Raw genomic sequence first — 16,751 nt, forward strand, 5'->3', positions numbered from 1 at the left:
TAGGGGATTTTATTACCATTTTAAACTACAAACCGGCGTTGCGTAACCAAATATTTTTTATCATGTTACATTTTTTAATCACAGTATTCTTTAAATCATTAAAATCATGGTTCAGACAAAAAATATTTGATTTTAACAATTGTTTCTGATAAAATAAGTCAATGGAGATGAGGCATGGAAAAGAAATATATTAAAAGCGAGATAGTTGAGGCAATGAAGGATGTCATTGCTCCGGTTGTACAGCGGCTTGACGGAATTGAGCAAGAGCAGAAGCGTATGGGCGAGGACATCAAGCGGTTGGATGGTGATGTCAAGCAAATGAGTGGCGACATCAAGCGGTTGGATGGTGATGTCAAGCAAATGAGTGGCGACATCAAGCGGTTGGATGGAGACATTCAGCGTATGGATGGGGACATTCAAATGATTAAAAAAGATTTAGCTCAAAAACCTGACAGAGACGAGGTTAAAACTATAATAAGAGACGAGTTAAAAAATAATCCTTCTGTATATATTTTTGACAGGGATGGATTAAAGGGGCTTGTGTCAGAGTGGCATAAAGAAGAAAATCATGAAAAACAAGTTAAAGATATTTTGAAAAAAGAAAGAATCATCGCATAATCCCAGTTACATGATAAAAAAGGAAAAGATTAATGTAACAATAGATTCGGAATTGAAAAAATATATAACTACTTTTGCAAAAGAGCAAAGGATTACAGTATCCGATATTTTTAGAGGGTTTATTCTGAATTTGAAACAAATAAAAGAAAAAAATACGCCGGAAGTTATACTTTGCTCAGATCCTGATTTTAATAAATCCCTTAAAGATACCGTATCCATACTAAAAACTTGCAGAGTAAAGCCGCACGGATATGAAGAGGTTTTTGATATAAATGAAAATGAATGGCGCCGTTGTGCCGCTGCCAATCCTGTATTTGATTTTCTGAAAGAACCTGAAGAGGAGATCTATACCTTAGACGATGGAAAACCTTTTAATAATTAAAGTCTGTCTCCTTGTATTCAGGAAGATGTGGAAAGTAAACTAAAAAAACTATTTGATTTAAAAAACTAATTCTGTTAGTATAGGACAATGGAGATGGGGCATGGAAAAGAAATATATTAAAAGCGAGATAGTTGATGCAATGAAAGAGGTCATTGCTCCGGTTGTACAGCGGCTTGACGGAATTGAGACCAGACTTGACAGTCTTGAGACTAAGGTTGACAGGCTTGATAATGAGCAGAAGCGTATGGGTGAAGATATCAAGCGTATGGATGGAGATATCAAGCGTATGGACGGTGACATTCAGGTCATTAAAAGAGATTTAGCCCAAAAGCCTGACAGAGACGAGGTTAAAACTATAATAAGAGACGAGTTGAAGAATAATCCTTCTGTCTATATATTTGACAGGGATGGATATAAGAAACTGATGTCAGAGTGGCTTAAGGAAGATGTTGAAAGGCAAGTTAAAGATATTTTGAGAAAAGAAAAAATCATAGCGTAATGGAAATAAACTTTAAAAGATACCAGATTTAGGGTTTTATTGCCCATGCAGTTAACTTCATAAATTCAACCAACCAGCTCCTTGACTTTTCTTTACCTTTAGCCGCTAAAATAAACGCATAATAAAATGAAAAAAACTTTTTTGAAATAATCTCACCCTATTATGAAAACAAATGTGGAAATAAGAGGAAATGCTGCTGTTATAAATGTAGCAGGTGAGATTAACCTTTATACATCTCCTTATTTGAGGGAGACTATAATTACACTTGTCAGGAAAAAGACCTCAATCATAGTGGTAAACATGAGAGATGCTGTGGATATAGACAGCTCAGGGGTAGCCACATTTGTGGAGGTATTAAGAGAGATGTCCAGCTACGGAGGCAGACTGCGCTTTGTGTACGTTTCTGCCAAAGTAAACAAAGTTTTTAATTTTTCAAAACTCGACCGTTTTTTTGAAATCTATACCGATATGGAGCAGGCCGTTGTATTATAAGAGGTTTTTAGCTCTGGTTGGTGAAAAAGGCATCTCGGTAAGGGAGGTGCTGCATGATGTATCGGTTTTAGTTAATGATGTGTTTTACTGGACTCTGATCTCGCCACTTAAGGGCAAACCTGTGCGCATTAGGGCAACGATTTCTGAGATAGTCAAAACCGGATACGATTCGGTTCCCACGGTGCTTATAATATCGTATTTTGTAGGGGTGATTTTGGCATTACAGTCGGCGTATCAGTTAAAGGCATTTGGAGCGCTTATCTATGTGGCCAATCTTGTCGGGGTATCGGTGACAAGAGAGCTTGGGCCCATACTGGGTGCAATAATAGTGGCTGGCAGGAGTGGGTCGGCATTTGCCGCAGAGATTGGCTCAATGAAGGCGGCTGAGGAGGTTGATGCTCTCATCAGCATGGGGATAAATCCCATCAGGTTTTTGATTGTCCCCAAGCTCATAGCGCTTATGATTATGCAGCCGGTACTTACGGCAATTTTTGATTTAACGGCTATCTTTGGCGGTTTTAGCGTTTCCGTTACCGAACTTGAACTTAATTCAGGTCTCTATATAGATCAGACATTAAACGCCTTGCAGTTGAAGGATTTTCTCACAGGGCTAATGAAAGCGTGGGCATTTGGCGTGGTAATTACAATAGTTGGGGCCTACCACGGGTTTAAAGTTAAGGGCAGTGCCGAGGAGGTTGGCTTAAGAACCACTGCAAGCGTTGTTTCATCCATTTTTATGGTTATATTTTTCGACTTCTTTTTTACCGCTCTTTTTTACTACTTTTTGTAGATTATACGTCTTGAAAAAAAGTCTTGAAATAATTAATTTGGTTATGTTATCATTTATCTAAATTGCAAAGTGCTGCCTTTTTTTTATTAACCAGCTAAAATGGAGGAAACAATGGTTGTGAAAACAATGAAGGATTTTATGGGAATGGCTACAAAGTTTGTAGATATGAACAAGGGACAGTGGGATCATACAGCCTGGATGAATTTTATATCAGAATCTAAGAAGATGGGTATCGATATGTGCGACGATACCAAGACATGCGCAGGCGCAGTGCTTGAAGCCATGAAGAAGTACTACGTCACCATGATGGGCACAGACAGTATGGCAAACGTAATGTCAGAGGCTGCAGACAGCACATTAAAGTTTCTCAAAAATCCAAAGGCTGTAGCAAGTAAGAATGAATGGGAAACCTACATGAACAGCATGAAAGAAAAAGGCATAAAAATGAGTGAAGAGTCTCAGAATTACCTCAAAGCCATGATGGAGGCAACAAAGGAATTTGCAAATGTTGCCAAAATCGGAGTCTAATAGTAAATCATTAAAATGCTGAGTTAATTAAGGGATAGGGGTGTTGCCCAATTACTGCAAGTTTGTCTCACCCCTTTCCCTTAGACGTTGTCTGTCTGTCAGACTGGTACTGTCCATATCCTAATAGCAATTGTTGCATATTGAGAGTTTTTTAATATCGTGTTTCTGAATTATTCTCGTTACCGGTTCAATAATCATTAAAAGAAAAAGTGTGGCTTTTTGTAACAAAATTTGTTATAATGCGCAGATGTCGGAGTGTTTAGTTATTAATCAAGGTGTGAGCGGGTGTGATGGGTAATCCGCAGCCTTCAAAACAAAAAACGATAGAACTCCTGATGAGCCGTGCTAAGGAAAGGAATGACTTTCCAGCCATGTCACGTACTGTTGACATAGTGAAAAAGCAAACATCATCGGTAAATGATACATCCATTACAGAGCTGACAAGTACTATTTTAGATGATTTTGCCCTTACCAGTAAGCTTCTCAGGCTTGTAAACAGCGTGTTTTATATCAACTACCAACTTGGAGGGAAAATCGGCACAATATCACGCGCTGTGTTTGTGCTTGGTTATGAGCAGGTAAAAAGTGCTGCCGTGACCCTTCTTTTGTTTGAAAACCTGACTAACAAAAATCTTGCAAAAGAGCTTAAGGAAACAGTGCTATCTACTTTTATGTCCGGGTTGATTGCCAAGGGTATGGCTGCAAAAGTAGGCATAGAGGACACCGAGGAGGCATTTTTAGGCTCCATATTCCACAATCTTGGACGGCTTCTTGTTTCTTTTTATTTACCCGATCACAGGAAGAAAATCAGAGAAGAAATGACCATAGCAAATCTTACCGAGCACAGCGCCGCTAAAGAGGTGCTGGGAGCAACATACGAGGACATTGCTGTGGCTATGGCACAGAGCTGGAATCTGCCGGATAAACTAATAACAGCGATGCACAAGGTTCCATCCGGCCCTGTAACTGCCCCTGTAACACACGATGATAAGATAAAAACCCTCGTAAATTTATCTACTGAAATCTGTGATAAAATGGCTGAGATAAAGGCAAACCCTCAGGTTCTGAAAAACATTCTTAAGCGTTATGCCGATTGCTTTCAGTTTTCTGAAAAGGCTATGACTGGGATACTGGATACGGCGCTTAAGGATTTGGGCACGTTTGTCAGGACCATGAAATTAAGTATCGGAGAGAGTGATTTTCTTAAGAAAATCAGTGGCGTGATAAGCGATGCCCAACTGGATGATGTGTCTGAGGGTGTTATGGTCTCTCCCACCGATGAGGAACACGTGGAGCTTGACGATACTCAGTTTATACGGCTTATGGGCGGAGTTGATGATAAAGAACCTGAAGAGACTCCCGATGAGGTGTTGTCTAATGGTATTCAGGAGGTAGCAAATTCTCTTATGGAAAACACCTCTATAAATGATATACTACGGACAATTCTTGAGATAATGTTCCGTGGAATGAATTTTTCCAGAGTTTTAATTTGTATAAAAAACGTGGGAAGCACAGGCAGCACTGAAATGGTGGGGCGTTTTGGCTTTGGCTCAGATACCGATGAGATAATAAAGAGGTTCAGATTTTTATTAAATGATGCTTCAGATATTTTTAATCTTGCCATTTTGCGAAACACTGACGTTGTTATAGGTAACATTAATGACCCGCGTTTTAAGTCGCGTATTCCTGATTGGTACAGAAAATACATTAATGCCCAGACATTTTTGCTTTTGCCCATAGTTGTTAATAATAAGCCCATAGGGTTAATTTATGCAGATAAGCCTAAAGCCGGTGATATACAGATTCCGCCGCATCAGTTGACCCTTATTAAAACTCTCAGAAACCAGGCCATAATGGCTATCCAAAAACGTAAATAGTCCAAAACATACAAATATGCAGTACTTAACCCCTGTCCCATGTTTGAGTGAACCAGCTATGACAATTCGGGAGCAAACAGAGCAAATCGAAGCAAAGGTGTTGAGTAAGCGTGCATGTTTAAGCATAAACAGCAAGGGGCGCCAGAAAGAGGAACAAGAGGGAGAGATTCGAACCTGCTTTCAGAGAGACAGAGACAGAATAATCCACGCCAAATCTTTTCGTCGCCTTAAGCATAAAACACAAGTTTTTTTGGCCCCCAAAGGGGACCACTACCGCACACGCCTCACACACGTGCTTGAAGTGTCTCAGATATCCAGAACCATAGCGCGAGCCCTGAGGCTAAACGAGGACCTCACGGAGGCCATTGCCCTTGGCCATGACCTTGGGCACACCCCATTTGGACACGCCGGAGAGACGGTTTTAAGAAAAATTCATCCCGGCGGCTTTGACCACTATGTGCAGAGTCTGAGAGTTGTTGATTTCATAGAAAAAAACGGTATGGGACTAAATCTCACATTCGAGGTCAGAGACGGCATCATAAAACACTCTAAAGGCAAGGGCAGCATCCTGCCTGACAATGACTCCTCAATGGCTGAGACACTTGAGGGACAGGTTGTCAGGATATCCGATATAATTGCCTATGTTAACCACGACCTTGACGATGCTCTCAGGGCTGAGGTTATACAAAAAAGTGATATTCCTGCTAATATCACAGAGGTCATAGGCGACACTCATGCTAAAAGAATAAACACGATGGTAACAGACCTGGTTTATAACACCATGGCAAGAAATCCCGGCTCATTGAATATGAGTGAACCGGTTTTGGGTGCCGTGTATAAACTACGGGAGTTTTTGTACGAGAGGGTTTATGAGAGTGACCGCTTAAAAGCTGAGTTTATAAAGGCCAAACATGTTCTTGAGAGCCTCTACGGGTATTATCTTGAAAATGTAGATCAGATAATGGGGCATATTCCGTCTGAGACAAATGCCGACAGACACACAACAGTGCGTGATTTCATAGCCTGTATGACAGACAGATTTGCGCTGGCAAGTTATGATAAGATTTTTATACCGGAACGGTGGACTGATATTTAAAAGAAACAAAAAAATACTTGCATAAACATGCCTGCTTTTGCGTATAATAGTTTGCACTTATGATAGACCTGCACACCCATAGCATATTCAGTGACGGAGAGCTGATTCCCTCAGAGCTTGTTGCGCGTGCCGTTGACCGTGGCTACAAAGCCATAGCAATAACCGATCACGTGGATAGCTCAAATCTGACGTCCGTAGTGCCAAACGTTGTACGTGTTGCCAATGATTTAAACCGGTACTGGTCAATAGTGGTAATACCTGGGGTTGAGATAACGCATGTGCCGCCTGAGATGATAGCAGATATTGCCAAAGAGGCACGCTCACTGGGCGCTAAAGTGGTGTTAGTGCATGGAGAGACAATAGTTGAGCCGGTAAGAAAAGGCACTAATCGTGCGGCGATAGAGGCTGGGGTTGATATCCTTGCCCATCCTGGCCTTATTGCAGAGGAGGATGTAATCCTTGCTAAAGAGCGGGGTGTGGCGCTTGAGATAACGGCAAGAAAAGGACACAGCCTTACAAATGGACATGTGGCAAAGATGGCGCTTAAACACGCAGCTTCTTTGGTAATCAACACGGATACCCACGCACCTGATGATCTGACAGACCGCTCTATGGCTGAGAGGATTTTGAAGGCAGCCGGTATTGGGGAAAGCGATATCCCCGGTATATTTAAAAACTCGGAAGATATAGTCTTAAAACTTCAAAAATAAAAAAAACTATTGGAGTATTAAATGCCAAAACGAATTAAGAAAAAAGCAGCAGCAAAACACGGCGATGAAATAAAGGGAACGCTTCACGAAATAGGTTCTTTCTACGAAAAGCAAAAAAAGGAAATACACATAGCAGTAGTGATAACCGCTATTTTAGTGATAGCAGCCCTTGCCTACACAGGGTATATGAAATACACATCATCAGAGGCGGAAAAGCTGAAAATGACTGGATATGCCAACTATTATGCAGCTACCGGTGCTGACAGGCCGGTGCGCCTGAAAGCTTCTTTTGAAGCATTTCAACGCTCAAACAGCCTGAAACCCTCACCGGTAACATTGCTTTATATGGCTGCCTGCACAGAAGAGCTCGGAAAGCCTGATGATGCTGTCAAACTTTTACTAGATTTAAACTCAAGATATACTCAAAATAATGAAATTTTACCTCTTTCGTATTTTAAATTATTTAATATCTACAAGGAAAAAAAGGAGTTCGATAAAGCACTTGAAGCTCTGAAGTCACTCTATGCCCTGCCCTCACAATCATATAAGGACGCAGCCCTGTATGAGTGGGCGGTGCTTTTAACACAATTGGGCAAAGGACAGGAGGCACAGGATAAATATGCGCAACTTACAAAGGATTATCCCGGCTCGGCATACATCATAAAAGACACTGCTGATGATAACAATACTCTCTCTGATGCCACATCTGATAATAAAACGCCTGCGCTAACTGACAATACAACTAAAAAAACAAAACCTCAACAAAAGAAATAAAGCTTTATTTCAGAATTCTATATAATCTACGCAGGTTTGAGGCTCAGGAATTGGTATTCCATCTTCTCTTAATCCCTCAATGTGCATCTCTATAGCTCTGTGCATATTCTTAATTACATCCTTCTGTGTTTTGCCTGTTGCTACACAGCCCAGCAAGTCGGGTGAGTATGCAGAAAAATTATTTTCTGATTTTTCTATTACAATTAAATATTTATTCATAGTCAATTCACTCCCGTTAAGTTGGCTTGTTTCAATATACTGTTTAAGGTTCCTGGTGCTATATCATCATTTAGATTGCCGGATATTGTCACTCTGCCCTTTTTATAATAATGTTTAAACTGTCTGTGACCACCTTTAGACTTAACAACATACCAACCGTCTTTTTTGACTATTCTTATAATCTCACGCACCTTCATTTTTAATTGTGCCGCTTGCCACTTCAACTACACTAATAACTCTTATGAGACAGTATAACTGAAATACTTATACTCGTAAGTGTTCCAACTTGAATCATATACTATTTCAAAATAATAATATGTACCAGTTTGTACACCATAGGGAATATATATATTTAGATTAGTTCCGGAGACTGTTTGTCCCGATGATATTGTCTGGCCGTTAGTTTGAGAAAGCCAGTCGCCTGATGGTGTATATATATAAGCATACATGTAATAGGTGGAACTTGTGGTGTTAACAATGGATGAGGAAAATGGCCCCAGATTACTGCCTCTTGCTATCGCAGTAGTAGTAGGCGCTGTAAGTGTATGAGTGAGCGACCCTGACGATGATGCCGAAATAGCAAAATGTCCCCACCAAGTTGCCCATGTATTGGTATTAGTGCCGCCGGGAGCATACTCCTGAATAGTCCAGAAGGACTCATCTGTGGGGTCAATCACTGTGGCACTGTAATCTCCCCATCGGCTTGTAGTAGAGCCGCAGAAAGAACAGATATAAGCTCCGGCACCCGCTTTAAGCGTTGCTACACTTTGCATAGTGCCGGCAGCAGCAGTGGAATTTCTGGCAGTGTAGTAGGCACTGCCATACGTGGAACTTGAGGAGCCGCTAAAACCCAGTGCAACATTGTTGCTTGAGTCCACCGCAATGGATGGATAAAAGTACGAAAGTGTGGTGTCATTAACCCTTCCCTCTGAAACGGTAGTGCCTATTGAGGAGGAGTTAGAAGATGCCCTTGATGGGTCTATCTGATACCATGCTGCCTCGGTTTTCGTGTTATCAGAGCTCCCCACTGTGTGAGATGCCCATATATAGCCATTACGGCACACTGAACTTAAAATACGCGTATCCCCTGTGTCGAGCTTGTAAGTGGTGCCAGGCTGTGAGGCAGAAGGCATGTCTAATATTGGGTAGCTGTTTTGTACTTGTATATATCCTTTATCGCTCCAGACAGAGCTACTGCCAGAAAAACTTAGATTATAGACTTTAAAATATCTTGTTACACCGCTTGAAGCATCCCCGGTTGCACTTGCTGAAGCTGGCGCATCGGTGGCAGCTATAACTGAAATGGAGTTTCCTGAGCCATAATAGCCCTCCTCAAGAAAGTAATGCGACTGAGAGGTGCCAAAGACATGGCACGGTTGTAGTCCAAAGTATGTGCCAGAAGGGTTTACAAGCTCAGTCCATGTCAGAGATGAGTGTGAGGATGTAAGCTGGCTCTGGGCTATGGCAATGATCTTTACATATTGATAATTATCAGAGTTGTCAAACATATTTAGCGTTACGTAAATGTAGTTTTGGTCAAACCCAAGTTGCGGATAATCTCCCCAGTTATTGGTCGAGGTAGTGCCGTTATTTAAAGACACATTTATTGACCACATGTACCATGTCCCGGTGGGGTCACTCGTTGCCGAAACTCCGACAAGAAGATAGGCGTTAGGTCCCGACTCACCACTTACAGAGCTGACTATAAATCTGCTGTTAAACTGATCATAGATAACTTTAACGTCGTAGGGGGATGAGGCAGCAGAGCCCAAAGATGACCAAAAAGATGCCAGTGTAACCTGTCTGTAAAGGGCTCCTGTGGATTTTGTATAAATTGCAACCCCGCCATTTGTCATATTAACCAAATAATTAGGGCCGGCAGCCCCCATGGTATCTGGTGGGGCTACGTTACTGGAGCTCATGCCAGTAAAACTACTGGTAAGGGCAGGGGCATCAGTGTCAGGAGCAAATGTTGTTCCTCCGCTTTTAGACGATGCCGGGCTGTCTTTTTTTATATAATGAATGTAAGGGGCCAATCTTCGCTGTATAACTCTGTGTTGAGTAGTATCCGACATAGGTTGTTTATCCCTGTTTTCCATCTCTGAGAACGTCGTCTTTGAAAATGGCACTTCTTGTTTTACTTCTACACCTGTGCCTGTACTGTTACTGTCCTCAGATGCCATAGCTAAAGTTATCTGCTGAAGTAACATGATAATCAAAACTACTGCGACTATGCTGAATTGTTTTTTCATTTGCTCCCCCATTTATATTTTGATAAATTATAACACTATATAATATGCTACCATTGCAGGGTATTTTAAATCAAACAAAATTGGAGTACTATCAGAAACGGGTTATAAGGTGGTTTTACCTAAGATTTTAATAAATTCCTTCAACACGTCCGGATCGTAATCAACACTGAGTGAGCGCAGATGAGACAGGGCTTCAAAAGCTGACATTCCTTTATACCCTGGCCGCGACGTTGTCAGGATATCGTAGAGATCAACCAGTGCTGCTATTTTTCCTGATGTGTGCATTTTTGAGCCACTGAGTCCATTTGGATAGCCTGTTCCTGAGATCTTTTCGTGATGCTCTAAAAGCGGATGCGATGTCGCCTCAGAAATCCCTTTATAGAGCTTTAGTATGTTATAACCCTCAGCTACGTGTTCTTTGAAAATATCCATCTCAAATCTGGATAATTTGCCGACTGGTTTAGCCATAATCTCTGGCGGGATTGTGGTTTTTCCTATGTCATGAAGCAGGCAGCCCATTCCAATAGCAAATAATTCACCGTCGTTAGTCACTCCTGAGGATACGGCAGTAGCCACACTAAGTACGCTTAAGTTGACCGAGTGAGAGTACGTATAGAAGTCTTTTTTGTTTATAGTGAGCAGATTTGTTATAAGGCCTTTGCTCTCTAATATGGCATTAATAATGCCCTCAGTTACTTCTTTACTTTGTTGTACATTTTCATCGCTGTGAGGATTATCAAAAAGCTCCTTTATGCACATCCTCGCATTTTCCTTTACCAGCATGTGCTTAGTCTCCTGAGAGCCTCCAACCGCCTTGGCCGCATCTTTGATATAAGCCTTGTATCTGGGGATGTCCTCAGGTTTTATCATCAACTCACAGTAGTTAACAAACGCTGTTTCATTTACCTGAATATCTTTACCCTTGTACTCTATAAGTGAATCTATATTCATATGGGATTTACCGTATAGTGTGAAATCAACAAAACTTCCTGAAATTATACTTGAGCGGTCAATTTGGAAGAGTGCTTCTTTCTTTTTTATATACTCCTCAAGTGTTGGTTGTGGCCGAGGCCCAGGTTTCTGAGTAGCAGACTCTTTAGCGGATTTTTGGGGAGACTGGCTTACATCGTTTTCAAGCGCTGTAGTTTTACTTATTAAAGTTTCCTCGGCGCTTAAGACGTCAAGCCCTCTGTCCGTGTCTATGAAAACAAAGGCGATATCAGCATCTTTTATTTTCTTTATCTGATCGTTGCCGGTTATTTCAAAGCGGGTCTTTACAAAAGGACTCTTATACCACGTAGCATCAAGCCCGTCAAGGAACATTCCAGGCCTCAAATCATCTACAGATATGCGTTTTTTCATGCACCATCCCTTCCACTAAAACCTAAAATAAATAGAGCTACAACACCCACGCGACATACTAACATATTTTGCGGATAAAATCAAACTGTCTTGAAAAAAAATGTGATGGTGTGGTTAACTACAAGTTGAAGTGTAAAAAACACCAGAATGTGCGTTACAATATCAGTAATCGCAGGGAAAATTATGAGACTACGGAAATACAGGGATTTGTTGCTTATTTTTGTCTGGAGGGAGTTCACAGTCAGATATCGTCAATCCTCGATAGGCATATTGTGGGCATTAGTACAACCCTTAAGCATGATGCTATTGTTTTTATTCATTTTTTCCTACGTACTAAAGGTACAAAATTCATCTTACCCTCAGATGTTGTTTTTTTATGCCGGACTTTTACCGTGGCTCTTTTTTTCATCAGCATTAAACTATTCCATCCCAAGTTTGACAACACAGTACCAGTTGATAACTAAAATATACTTTCCTCGTGAAATTCTGCCCATCTCCGGTATTGCTGTTGCTTTTATTGACTACTTGATAGCATTGGCACTATTTGTTGTGTTTTTGGTTATATATCAGATAAAAGTGTCATGGCTGGCTCTTTGGATGATTCCCCTTACCGCTATGTTAGTGTTATTTACAGCATCGGTATCAATTTTCCTTGCCGGTCTGAATGTTTACTACAGGGATGTTAAACTTGCCACTACTTTTTTGTTGCAACTGTGGTTTTTTGCCTCTCCCGTTATGTATTCCATTGATAAACTTGATATGAAAATAAAAGTCCTGCTGTTTCTTAACCCGCTGACATTTATAATAGAAAATATGCGCCGATGCGTGCTTGAAGACAGAGACATCGTTTATTGGCAGTTTTTTTTGGTGGGCGGCATTGTGGTACTGTCTTACAAGTTAGCTTACAGGTATTTTATTAAAATAGAACGCGCCTTTGCTGATGTCATCTGATTCACTAATAGAGTTAAAGGGTGTGTGGAAAAAATACAACTACAGAGAGACTTTTCACCGCTCCATAAGAGAGGATATTTTCAACATATTTAAACGTACACGCCGTGAAGATCTGAAGGACGGCGAGTTCTGGGCACTTTCAGATGTTAACCTGAGGCTGTCCGGGGGTGAGTGCATAGGGTTCTATGGCCCAAATGGAGCAGGTAAATCCACAATATTAAAACTCATCGCCTCTGTAACCTATCCAACCATTGGTGAGGTTATAATAAGGGGTGTGGTGGCGCCTCTGATAGAGCTTGGTGCAGGGTTTCATCTTGATCTGACAGGCAGAGAGAATATCTACATAAACGGCGCCATTATTGGTATGACCATACGGGAAATCAGAGAAAATATTGACAGTATAATCGAGTTTTCCGAACTATCCGACTTCATAGACATGCCCATCAAGAAGTACTCATCGGGAATGCACCTGAGGCTGGGCTTTTCGATAGCTGTTCACAGCTCTGCGGAAATATTTCTCTTTGACGAGATACTGACTGTAGGGGATGAGTATTTTCAACTTAAGTGCTTAGAAAGAGCAAAATGGCTTAAAAATAACGGAAGGGGTATTATTATAGTTTCACACGACAAGAAGTTGTTAAACGAGATGTCTGGCACCATCTACCACATAAACAAGGGTATCGTTTCTACAGAGGATGTAAAGGCAAGCGGCGATGCCGCTCGTAATATATGAAAGACGAAAACGCTGATAGGAAAGAAGATTACCGGAGGCACGCTCTTTATGCAGGGATTATATTTGCAGTCTCTGTTATCATCTACATTCCAACCTTTAAAAGCGGCCTGATATGGGATGACGAGGAGATAATTAAAGGGGCCATACTCGTTAACAAGAAAAACCCTTATGATATATTTATAAACACTGGTTTATACTGCAGGCCGATGACCATACTTTCCCTGTCACTGGATTATACCCTGTGGCATATTAATGCCATTGGATATCATGTGCACAACGTTATAATTCATGCGTTAAACTCGGTGCTTCTATATATTGGTACATTTAATGCTTTAAAAAACCGGAGCGGTTTTAACGGTAATTATCTGGGAATTTCTTTTTTCAGTGCCCTTCTCTTTGCGCTACATCCTATACACACCGAGTCGGTTGCCTGGATTTCAGATAGGACAGATTTACTTGCCACTTTTTTCTTTTTATTTGCTTTTATTGCATTGTTGGTTTATTTGCACGAAAAAAAACGAGAGGGACTATTTCTTATCTCTGTGTTTTTTCTGTTTGCAATTCTTTCTAAGGAAAATGCCATTGTTTTTATAGTAATAGCCTTAGCGTACATGTTTGTTATCAGGGCCGGTAAAAAAAGTTTCATTATGGTCTGTGCCTCTGTTGCCATATCGTTAACTTTTTATATGTGTTTGAGAGGGTTTGGCTGGCTTATGGAGTTATTTAAAGCACCGGGCACATCAGGAGCTTTTCTAAGCAAAAATGCCTCTTCTTACTCAGCCGTTAAAAATATCATAAGCGCTGCCAGCTATTACTATGAAAAGCTGCTGTGTCCGTGGAATTTAAACATAATTCCGGAGCTGCCATCAGGCACAGGCTACTATGTGCTGTTTATGATACCGGTAATTTTGTTAGTATTTTTGGCAGTAAAACGAAACGGAGTGGGTGCCTCACCCAGATTTTTTGCAGGCTTTTGGCTTTTGTGGATTATGATTACATTATTACCCTCCCTAACTATAGCCGTTTCTCAGATAGCTGCCCCTATTGGTGAACGTTATCTATATCTTCCCTCAGCGGGTTTCTGTGTTTTGCTTGTTATGGTTTTATATCCTGCCCATAAAAACTCTGCCGAAGGCGGCGTAAATAGAAAGTTAAGATTGTCTTTGCTTTTTGTTATTGCGTTAACCTATGCGCTTTTAACGCATGACCGCCTTCTTGACTGGCACTCTGACTTTGCCCTTTGGCAGGATGCCGCTAAGAAAAACCCGCATTCCGTTATAACCAAAACCAACTACGGCATAGCTCTGATACGGGAACATAATTTTGCAGAGGCTGGAAAACAATTAACAGAAGCTCTTAGCTTTAAACAGTTAAGCCGTGAAAAGAAATCAATAGTGCTTAATTCCCTTGGACTTGTTGAAATGGATAAGAAAAACTATGAAAGGGCCGAATCTCTATTTATTGACTCTTTAAAGGAAAACTCCGGCAATCTTGGCTCATATAACAACCTTGGGTACTTGTACATGAAGACAGCCTCTCAGATATCAAATGATCCGGCACGTAAGGAACAGCTTACCCGCAGGGCAATAGAGGTGTTTAAAGAGTCACTGAAATATGCTACCGAAATCAAAGAGATAAACTTTAACCTTGGCCTTTGCTATTTGGAACTTAATGATTTCAAAAACTCCAACGCATACTTTGATGCCGTAATAGAAAAGGATCCGAATTCCGAACTGGCTCAGAAAAGCATTAATTTTAAACTATATATGGAGATGAGAAAAAGAAATATGGATAATAAGAACTCTCCACATCCTTAGATAAAATTATTGCTATCATACTACCAGTATTGTACAATTATTTAAAGCATTTCTTAAAAGGAGGTGGATGATGCGTATGGAAAAGGACAGAAAGATATTCGGTGTCGGGAAAAATGTTTTTTTAACTGGGCTTGTCAGCTTTTTTATGGATGTCAGCTCAGAGATGATCTACCCCCTTGTTCCGCTTTTTTTAGCAAATGTTCTCGGAGTAAACAAATCTGTTATTGGTCTTATTGAGGGTATTGCAGAATCAACGGCCAGCCTGCTAAAGGTCTTTTCCGGCTGGTTTTCCGACAGAGTCGGAAATCGCAAGTGGCTTATGGCAGCCGGATATGCCATCTCAACACTAAGCAGGCCAATTGTTGCGCTTGCTACAGGTTGGCACCATGTGATGGGGTTTCGCATCATTGACAGGTTTGGTAAGGGAATACGTACTTCTCCCCGCGATGCAATTATAGCCGAATCCTCAGACAGCTCAAATCTCGGAAGAGCATTCAGTTTCCATCGCTCGATGGATACAATGGGAGCTGTTGTTGGGCCTGCTCTGGCTTTCTTTCTCCTTGGGTTGTTGTCTAACGATTACCGCAAAGTTTTCTGGATTTCGATGATACCCGGCGTGATAACAGTGCTCTTAATCATCTTTTTCATTACAGAAAAGAAAAAGCCAACAGCTTTAAGTGTAGAAAAACCTAAGCTGACCTTTAAACATTTTGACTGGAGGTTCAAGTATTTTACAACTATTGCTGCGCTGTTTGCCATCGGAAATTCCAGCGATGTGTTTCTGATACTAAGAGCACAGCAGGTTGGGGTTTCTACGGTTATGATCCCTGTTGTTTATCTCATATTCAATATCGTTTATTCTTTATCTGCAATTCCTGCAGGCATAGCTGCAGACAGGTTCGGCGCAAAGAGGGTTATCCTTATTGGCTTTGTGTTATTTGCCATACTTTACTACGGTTTTGCAATTGCAGAAAGCACAACTGCCATCTGGATTCTTTTCGCTTTCTACGGTCTTTTTATGGGACTTACGGAGGGGATACAGAAAGCGTTTCTTGCTACAATTATACCACAGGATTTTAAGGCTACAGCCTTTGGTGTCTATAACACTGTTGTCGGCCTTGCTATGCTTCCGGCAAGCCTGATAGGTGGCGGGTTATGGGATCACGTCTCTCCATCTGCCACGTTCTATTTCGGAGCAATAACGGCGGCACTGTCCTCTCTATTGTTTATTGCATTTATTTCTGCGATAAAAAAAGATGCTAAAAGGAGTGATATGTGTCAAAGAAATTAAGATATTTCAAGTACTAAATCAATGATTAATAAAAATTTTTTATTTACAAAAGATATATTGACAAATTAGTGAAATAATGTTAAACTTCGCACTGTTTTATAAAAAAGAACTTAAAAATAGAAAAAGGGGGGGGTGGATGTGAATGCCCATGGTAAATGTCAAGGATAGTGATTCCTTTGAGCTTGCTCTTAAGCGGTTTAAGAAGCAGTGCGAAAAGGAAGGGATCCTGTCTGAGATAAAAAGGAGAGAACACTACGAAAAACCAAGCATCAGAAAAAAGAAAAAGATAATAGCAGCCAGGAAGAAAGCTGCTAAACGCGTGTCTGTATCACAGTAACTGCGAATGTTTATTTTTTCGCA

The 16,751-nt window shown here is 40.8% G+C and carries 19 protein-coding genes; 15 read left to right on the forward strand and 4 right to left on the reverse strand.

What is annotated here, in order from left to right:
* Window positions 1-174 precede the first annotated feature (174 nt).
* From HQK88_08295 to HQK88_08340, 10 genes are all read left to right on the forward strand, one after another.
* The gene (locus HQK88_08295) at window positions 175-618 is read left to right on the forward strand and encodes a hypothetical protein (protein MBF0616801.1); all 444 of its coding nucleotides are present in this window, start codon (window positions 175-177) and stop codon (window positions 616-618) included.
* 10 nt (window positions 619-628) lie between these two features.
* Window positions 629-1,000: a hypothetical protein gene (locus HQK88_08300; GenBank protein MBF0616802.1), complete on the forward strand. Its 372-nt coding sequence runs from the start codon at window positions 629-631 to the stop codon at window positions 998-1,000.
* A gap of 100 nt (window positions 1,001-1,100) precedes the next feature.
* Window positions 1,101-1,499 (forward strand): hypothetical protein, encoded by a 399-nt coding sequence (locus HQK88_08305; protein MBF0616803.1) that lies wholly within the window; start codon window positions 1,101-1,103, stop codon window positions 1,497-1,499.
* A 162-nt stretch (window positions 1,500-1,661) separates the two neighbouring features.
* Window positions 1,662-1,991, forward strand: a complete 330-nt coding sequence (locus HQK88_08310) for an STAS domain-containing protein (GenBank protein MBF0616804.1) — start codon at window positions 1,662-1,664, stop codon at window positions 1,989-1,991.
* The gene (locus HQK88_08315; protein MBF0616805.1) at window positions 1,981-2,781 is read left to right on the forward strand and encodes an ABC transporter permease; all 801 of its coding nucleotides are present in this window, start codon (window positions 1,981-1,983) and stop codon (window positions 2,779-2,781) included. Before HQK88_08310 ends, HQK88_08315 begins: the two co-directional genes overlap by 11 nt.
* Before the next feature lie 111 nt (window positions 2,782-2,892).
* Complete coding sequence (locus HQK88_08320; protein ID MBF0616806.1) at window positions 2,893-3,309, forward strand: hypothetical protein; 417 nt, start codon at window positions 2,893-2,895, stop codon at window positions 3,307-3,309.
* 290 nt (window positions 3,310-3,599) lie between these two features.
* Window positions 3,600-5,186: an HDOD domain-containing protein gene (locus HQK88_08325; protein ID MBF0616807.1), complete on the forward strand. Its 1,587-nt coding sequence runs from the start codon at window positions 3,600-3,602 to the stop codon at window positions 5,184-5,186.
* A 58-nt stretch (window positions 5,187-5,244) separates the two neighbouring features.
* Complete coding sequence (locus tag HQK88_08330) at window positions 5,245-6,282, forward strand: deoxyguanosinetriphosphate triphosphohydrolase (GenBank protein ID MBF0616808.1); 1,038 nt, start codon at window positions 5,245-5,247, stop codon at window positions 6,280-6,282.
* A gap of 59 nt (window positions 6,283-6,341) precedes the next feature.
* Window positions 6,342-6,992 carry a histidinol phosphate phosphatase domain-containing protein gene (locus HQK88_08335; GenBank protein MBF0616809.1) on the forward strand — a complete coding sequence of 217 codons (651 nt, stop codon included), beginning with the start codon at window positions 6,342-6,344 and terminating at the stop codon, window positions 6,990-6,992.
* 21 nt (window positions 6,993-7,013) lie between these two features.
* Complete coding sequence (locus tag HQK88_08340) at window positions 7,014-7,766, forward strand: tetratricopeptide repeat protein (GenBank protein MBF0616810.1); 753 nt, start codon at window positions 7,014-7,016, stop codon at window positions 7,764-7,766.
* Between the two features lie 9 nt (window positions 7,767-7,775).
* On the opposite strand, the gene HQK88_08345 is transcribed toward HQK88_08340, so the two are convergent.
* From HQK88_08345 to HQK88_08360, 4 genes are all read right to left on the reverse strand, one after another.
* Window positions 7,776-7,985: a type II toxin-antitoxin system HicB family antitoxin gene (locus tag HQK88_08345; GenBank protein MBF0616811.1), complete on the reverse strand. Its 210-nt coding sequence runs from the start codon at window positions 7,983-7,985 to the stop codon at window positions 7,776-7,778.
* Between the two features lie 2 nt (window positions 7,986-7,987).
* Window positions 7,988-8,182, reverse strand: coding sequence for a type II toxin-antitoxin system HicA family toxin (locus tag HQK88_08350; protein ID MBF0616812.1), 195 nt, complete (start codon window positions 8,180-8,182; stop codon window positions 7,988-7,990).
* 42 nt (window positions 8,183-8,224) lie between these two features.
* Window positions 8,225-10,237 (reverse strand): hypothetical protein, encoded by a 2,013-nt coding sequence (locus HQK88_08355; protein MBF0616813.1) that lies wholly within the window; start codon window positions 10,235-10,237, stop codon window positions 8,225-8,227.
* A 102-nt stretch (window positions 10,238-10,339) separates the two neighbouring features.
* Window positions 10,340-11,599 carry a DUF3391 domain-containing protein gene (locus tag HQK88_08360; protein MBF0616814.1) on the reverse strand — a complete coding sequence of 420 codons (1,260 nt, stop codon included), beginning with the start codon at window positions 11,597-11,599 and terminating at the stop codon, window positions 10,340-10,342.
* Between the two features lie 183 nt (window positions 11,600-11,782).
* Between HQK88_08360 and HQK88_08365 the strand changes: the two genes are divergently transcribed.
* From HQK88_08365 to HQK88_08385, 5 genes are all read left to right on the forward strand, one after another.
* Window positions 11,783-12,550 carry an ABC transporter permease gene (locus HQK88_08365; protein ID MBF0616815.1) on the forward strand — a complete coding sequence of 256 codons (768 nt, stop codon included), beginning with the start codon at window positions 11,783-11,785 and terminating at the stop codon, window positions 12,548-12,550.
* Window positions 12,540-13,283, forward strand: a complete 744-nt coding sequence (locus tag HQK88_08370) for an ABC transporter ATP-binding protein (protein MBF0616816.1) — start codon at window positions 12,540-12,542, stop codon at window positions 13,281-13,283. Before HQK88_08365 ends, HQK88_08370 begins: the two co-directional genes overlap by 11 nt.
* The gene (locus HQK88_08375; GenBank protein MBF0616817.1) at window positions 13,280-15,100 is read left to right on the forward strand and encodes a hypothetical protein; all 1,821 of its coding nucleotides are present in this window, start codon (window positions 13,280-13,282) and stop codon (window positions 15,098-15,100) included. Before HQK88_08370 ends, HQK88_08375 begins: the two co-directional genes overlap by 4 nt.
* 70 nt (window positions 15,101-15,170) lie before the next feature.
* A complete protein-coding gene (locus tag HQK88_08380; GenBank protein MBF0616818.1) occupies window positions 15,171-16,391 on the forward strand; it encodes an MFS transporter in 1,221 nt (406 codons plus the stop codon).
* Between the two features lie 142 nt (window positions 16,392-16,533).
* Entirely contained in the window at window positions 16,534-16,728 is a 195-nt protein-coding gene (locus tag HQK88_08385) for a 30S ribosomal protein S21 (GenBank protein MBF0616819.1), read from the forward strand.
* Window positions 16,729-16,751: the final 23 nt, after the last annotated feature.

The sequence above is a fragment of the Nitrospirota bacterium genome, from assembly GCA_015233895.1.
Lineage (GTDB): Bacteria > Nitrospirota > Thermodesulfovibrionia > Thermodesulfovibrionales > Magnetobacteriaceae > Magnetomonas.

Coding starts and splice junctions, on each gene's coding strand:
- HQK88_08305 (MBF0616803.1), top strand. CDS start 1,101: ATGGAAAAGAAATATATTAAAAGCGAGATAGTTGATGCAATGAAAGAG.
- HQK88_08330 (MBF0616808.1), top strand. CDS start 5,245: ATGACAATTCGGGAGCAAACAGAGCAAATCGAAGCAAAGGTGTTGAGT.
- HQK88_08385 (MBF0616819.1), top strand. CDS start 16,534: ATGCCCATGGTAAATGTCAAGGATAGTGATTCCTTTGAGCTTGCTCTT.
- HQK88_08335 (MBF0616809.1), top strand. CDS start 6,342: ATGATAGACCTGCACACCCATAGCATATTCAGTGACGGAGAGCTGATT.
- HQK88_08365 (MBF0616815.1), top strand. CDS start 11,783: ATGAGACTACGGAAATACAGGGATTTGTTGCTTATTTTTGTCTGGAGG.
- HQK88_08375 (MBF0616817.1), top strand. CDS start 13,280: ATGAAAGACGAAAACGCTGATAGGAAAGAAGATTACCGGAGGCACGCT.
- HQK88_08345 (MBF0616811.1), bottom strand. CDS start 7,985: ATGAATAAATATTTAATTGTAATAGAAAAATCAGAAAATAATTTTTCT.
- HQK88_08360 (MBF0616814.1), bottom strand. CDS start 11,599: ATGAAAAAACGCATATCTGTAGATGATTTGAGGCCTGGAATGTTCCTT.
- HQK88_08300 (MBF0616802.1), top strand. CDS start 629: ATGATAAAAAAGGAAAAGATTAATGTAACAATAGATTCGGAATTGAAA.
- HQK88_08295 (MBF0616801.1), top strand. CDS start 175: ATGGAAAAGAAATATATTAAAAGCGAGATAGTTGAGGCAATGAAGGAT.
- HQK88_08310 (MBF0616804.1), top strand. CDS start 1,662: ATGAAAACAAATGTGGAAATAAGAGGAAATGCTGCTGTTATAAATGTA.
- HQK88_08350 (MBF0616812.1), bottom strand. CDS start 8,182: ATGAAGGTGCGTGAGATTATAAGAATAGTCAAAAAAGACGGTTGGTAT.
- HQK88_08340 (MBF0616810.1), top strand. CDS start 7,014: ATGCCAAAACGAATTAAGAAAAAAGCAGCAGCAAAACACGGCGATGAA.
- HQK88_08325 (MBF0616807.1), top strand. CDS start 3,600: ATGGGTAATCCGCAGCCTTCAAAACAAAAAACGATAGAACTCCTGATG.
- HQK88_08320 (MBF0616806.1), top strand. CDS start 2,893: ATGGTTGTGAAAACAATGAAGGATTTTATGGGAATGGCTACAAAGTTT.
- HQK88_08380 (MBF0616818.1), top strand. CDS start 15,171: ATGCGTATGGAAAAGGACAGAAAGATATTCGGTGTCGGGAAAAATGTT.
- HQK88_08355 (MBF0616813.1), bottom strand. CDS start 10,237: ATGAAAAAACAATTCAGCATAGTCGCAGTAGTTTTGATTATCATGTTA.
- HQK88_08370 (MBF0616816.1), top strand. CDS start 12,540: ATGTCATCTGATTCACTAATAGAGTTAAAGGGTGTGTGGAAAAAATAC.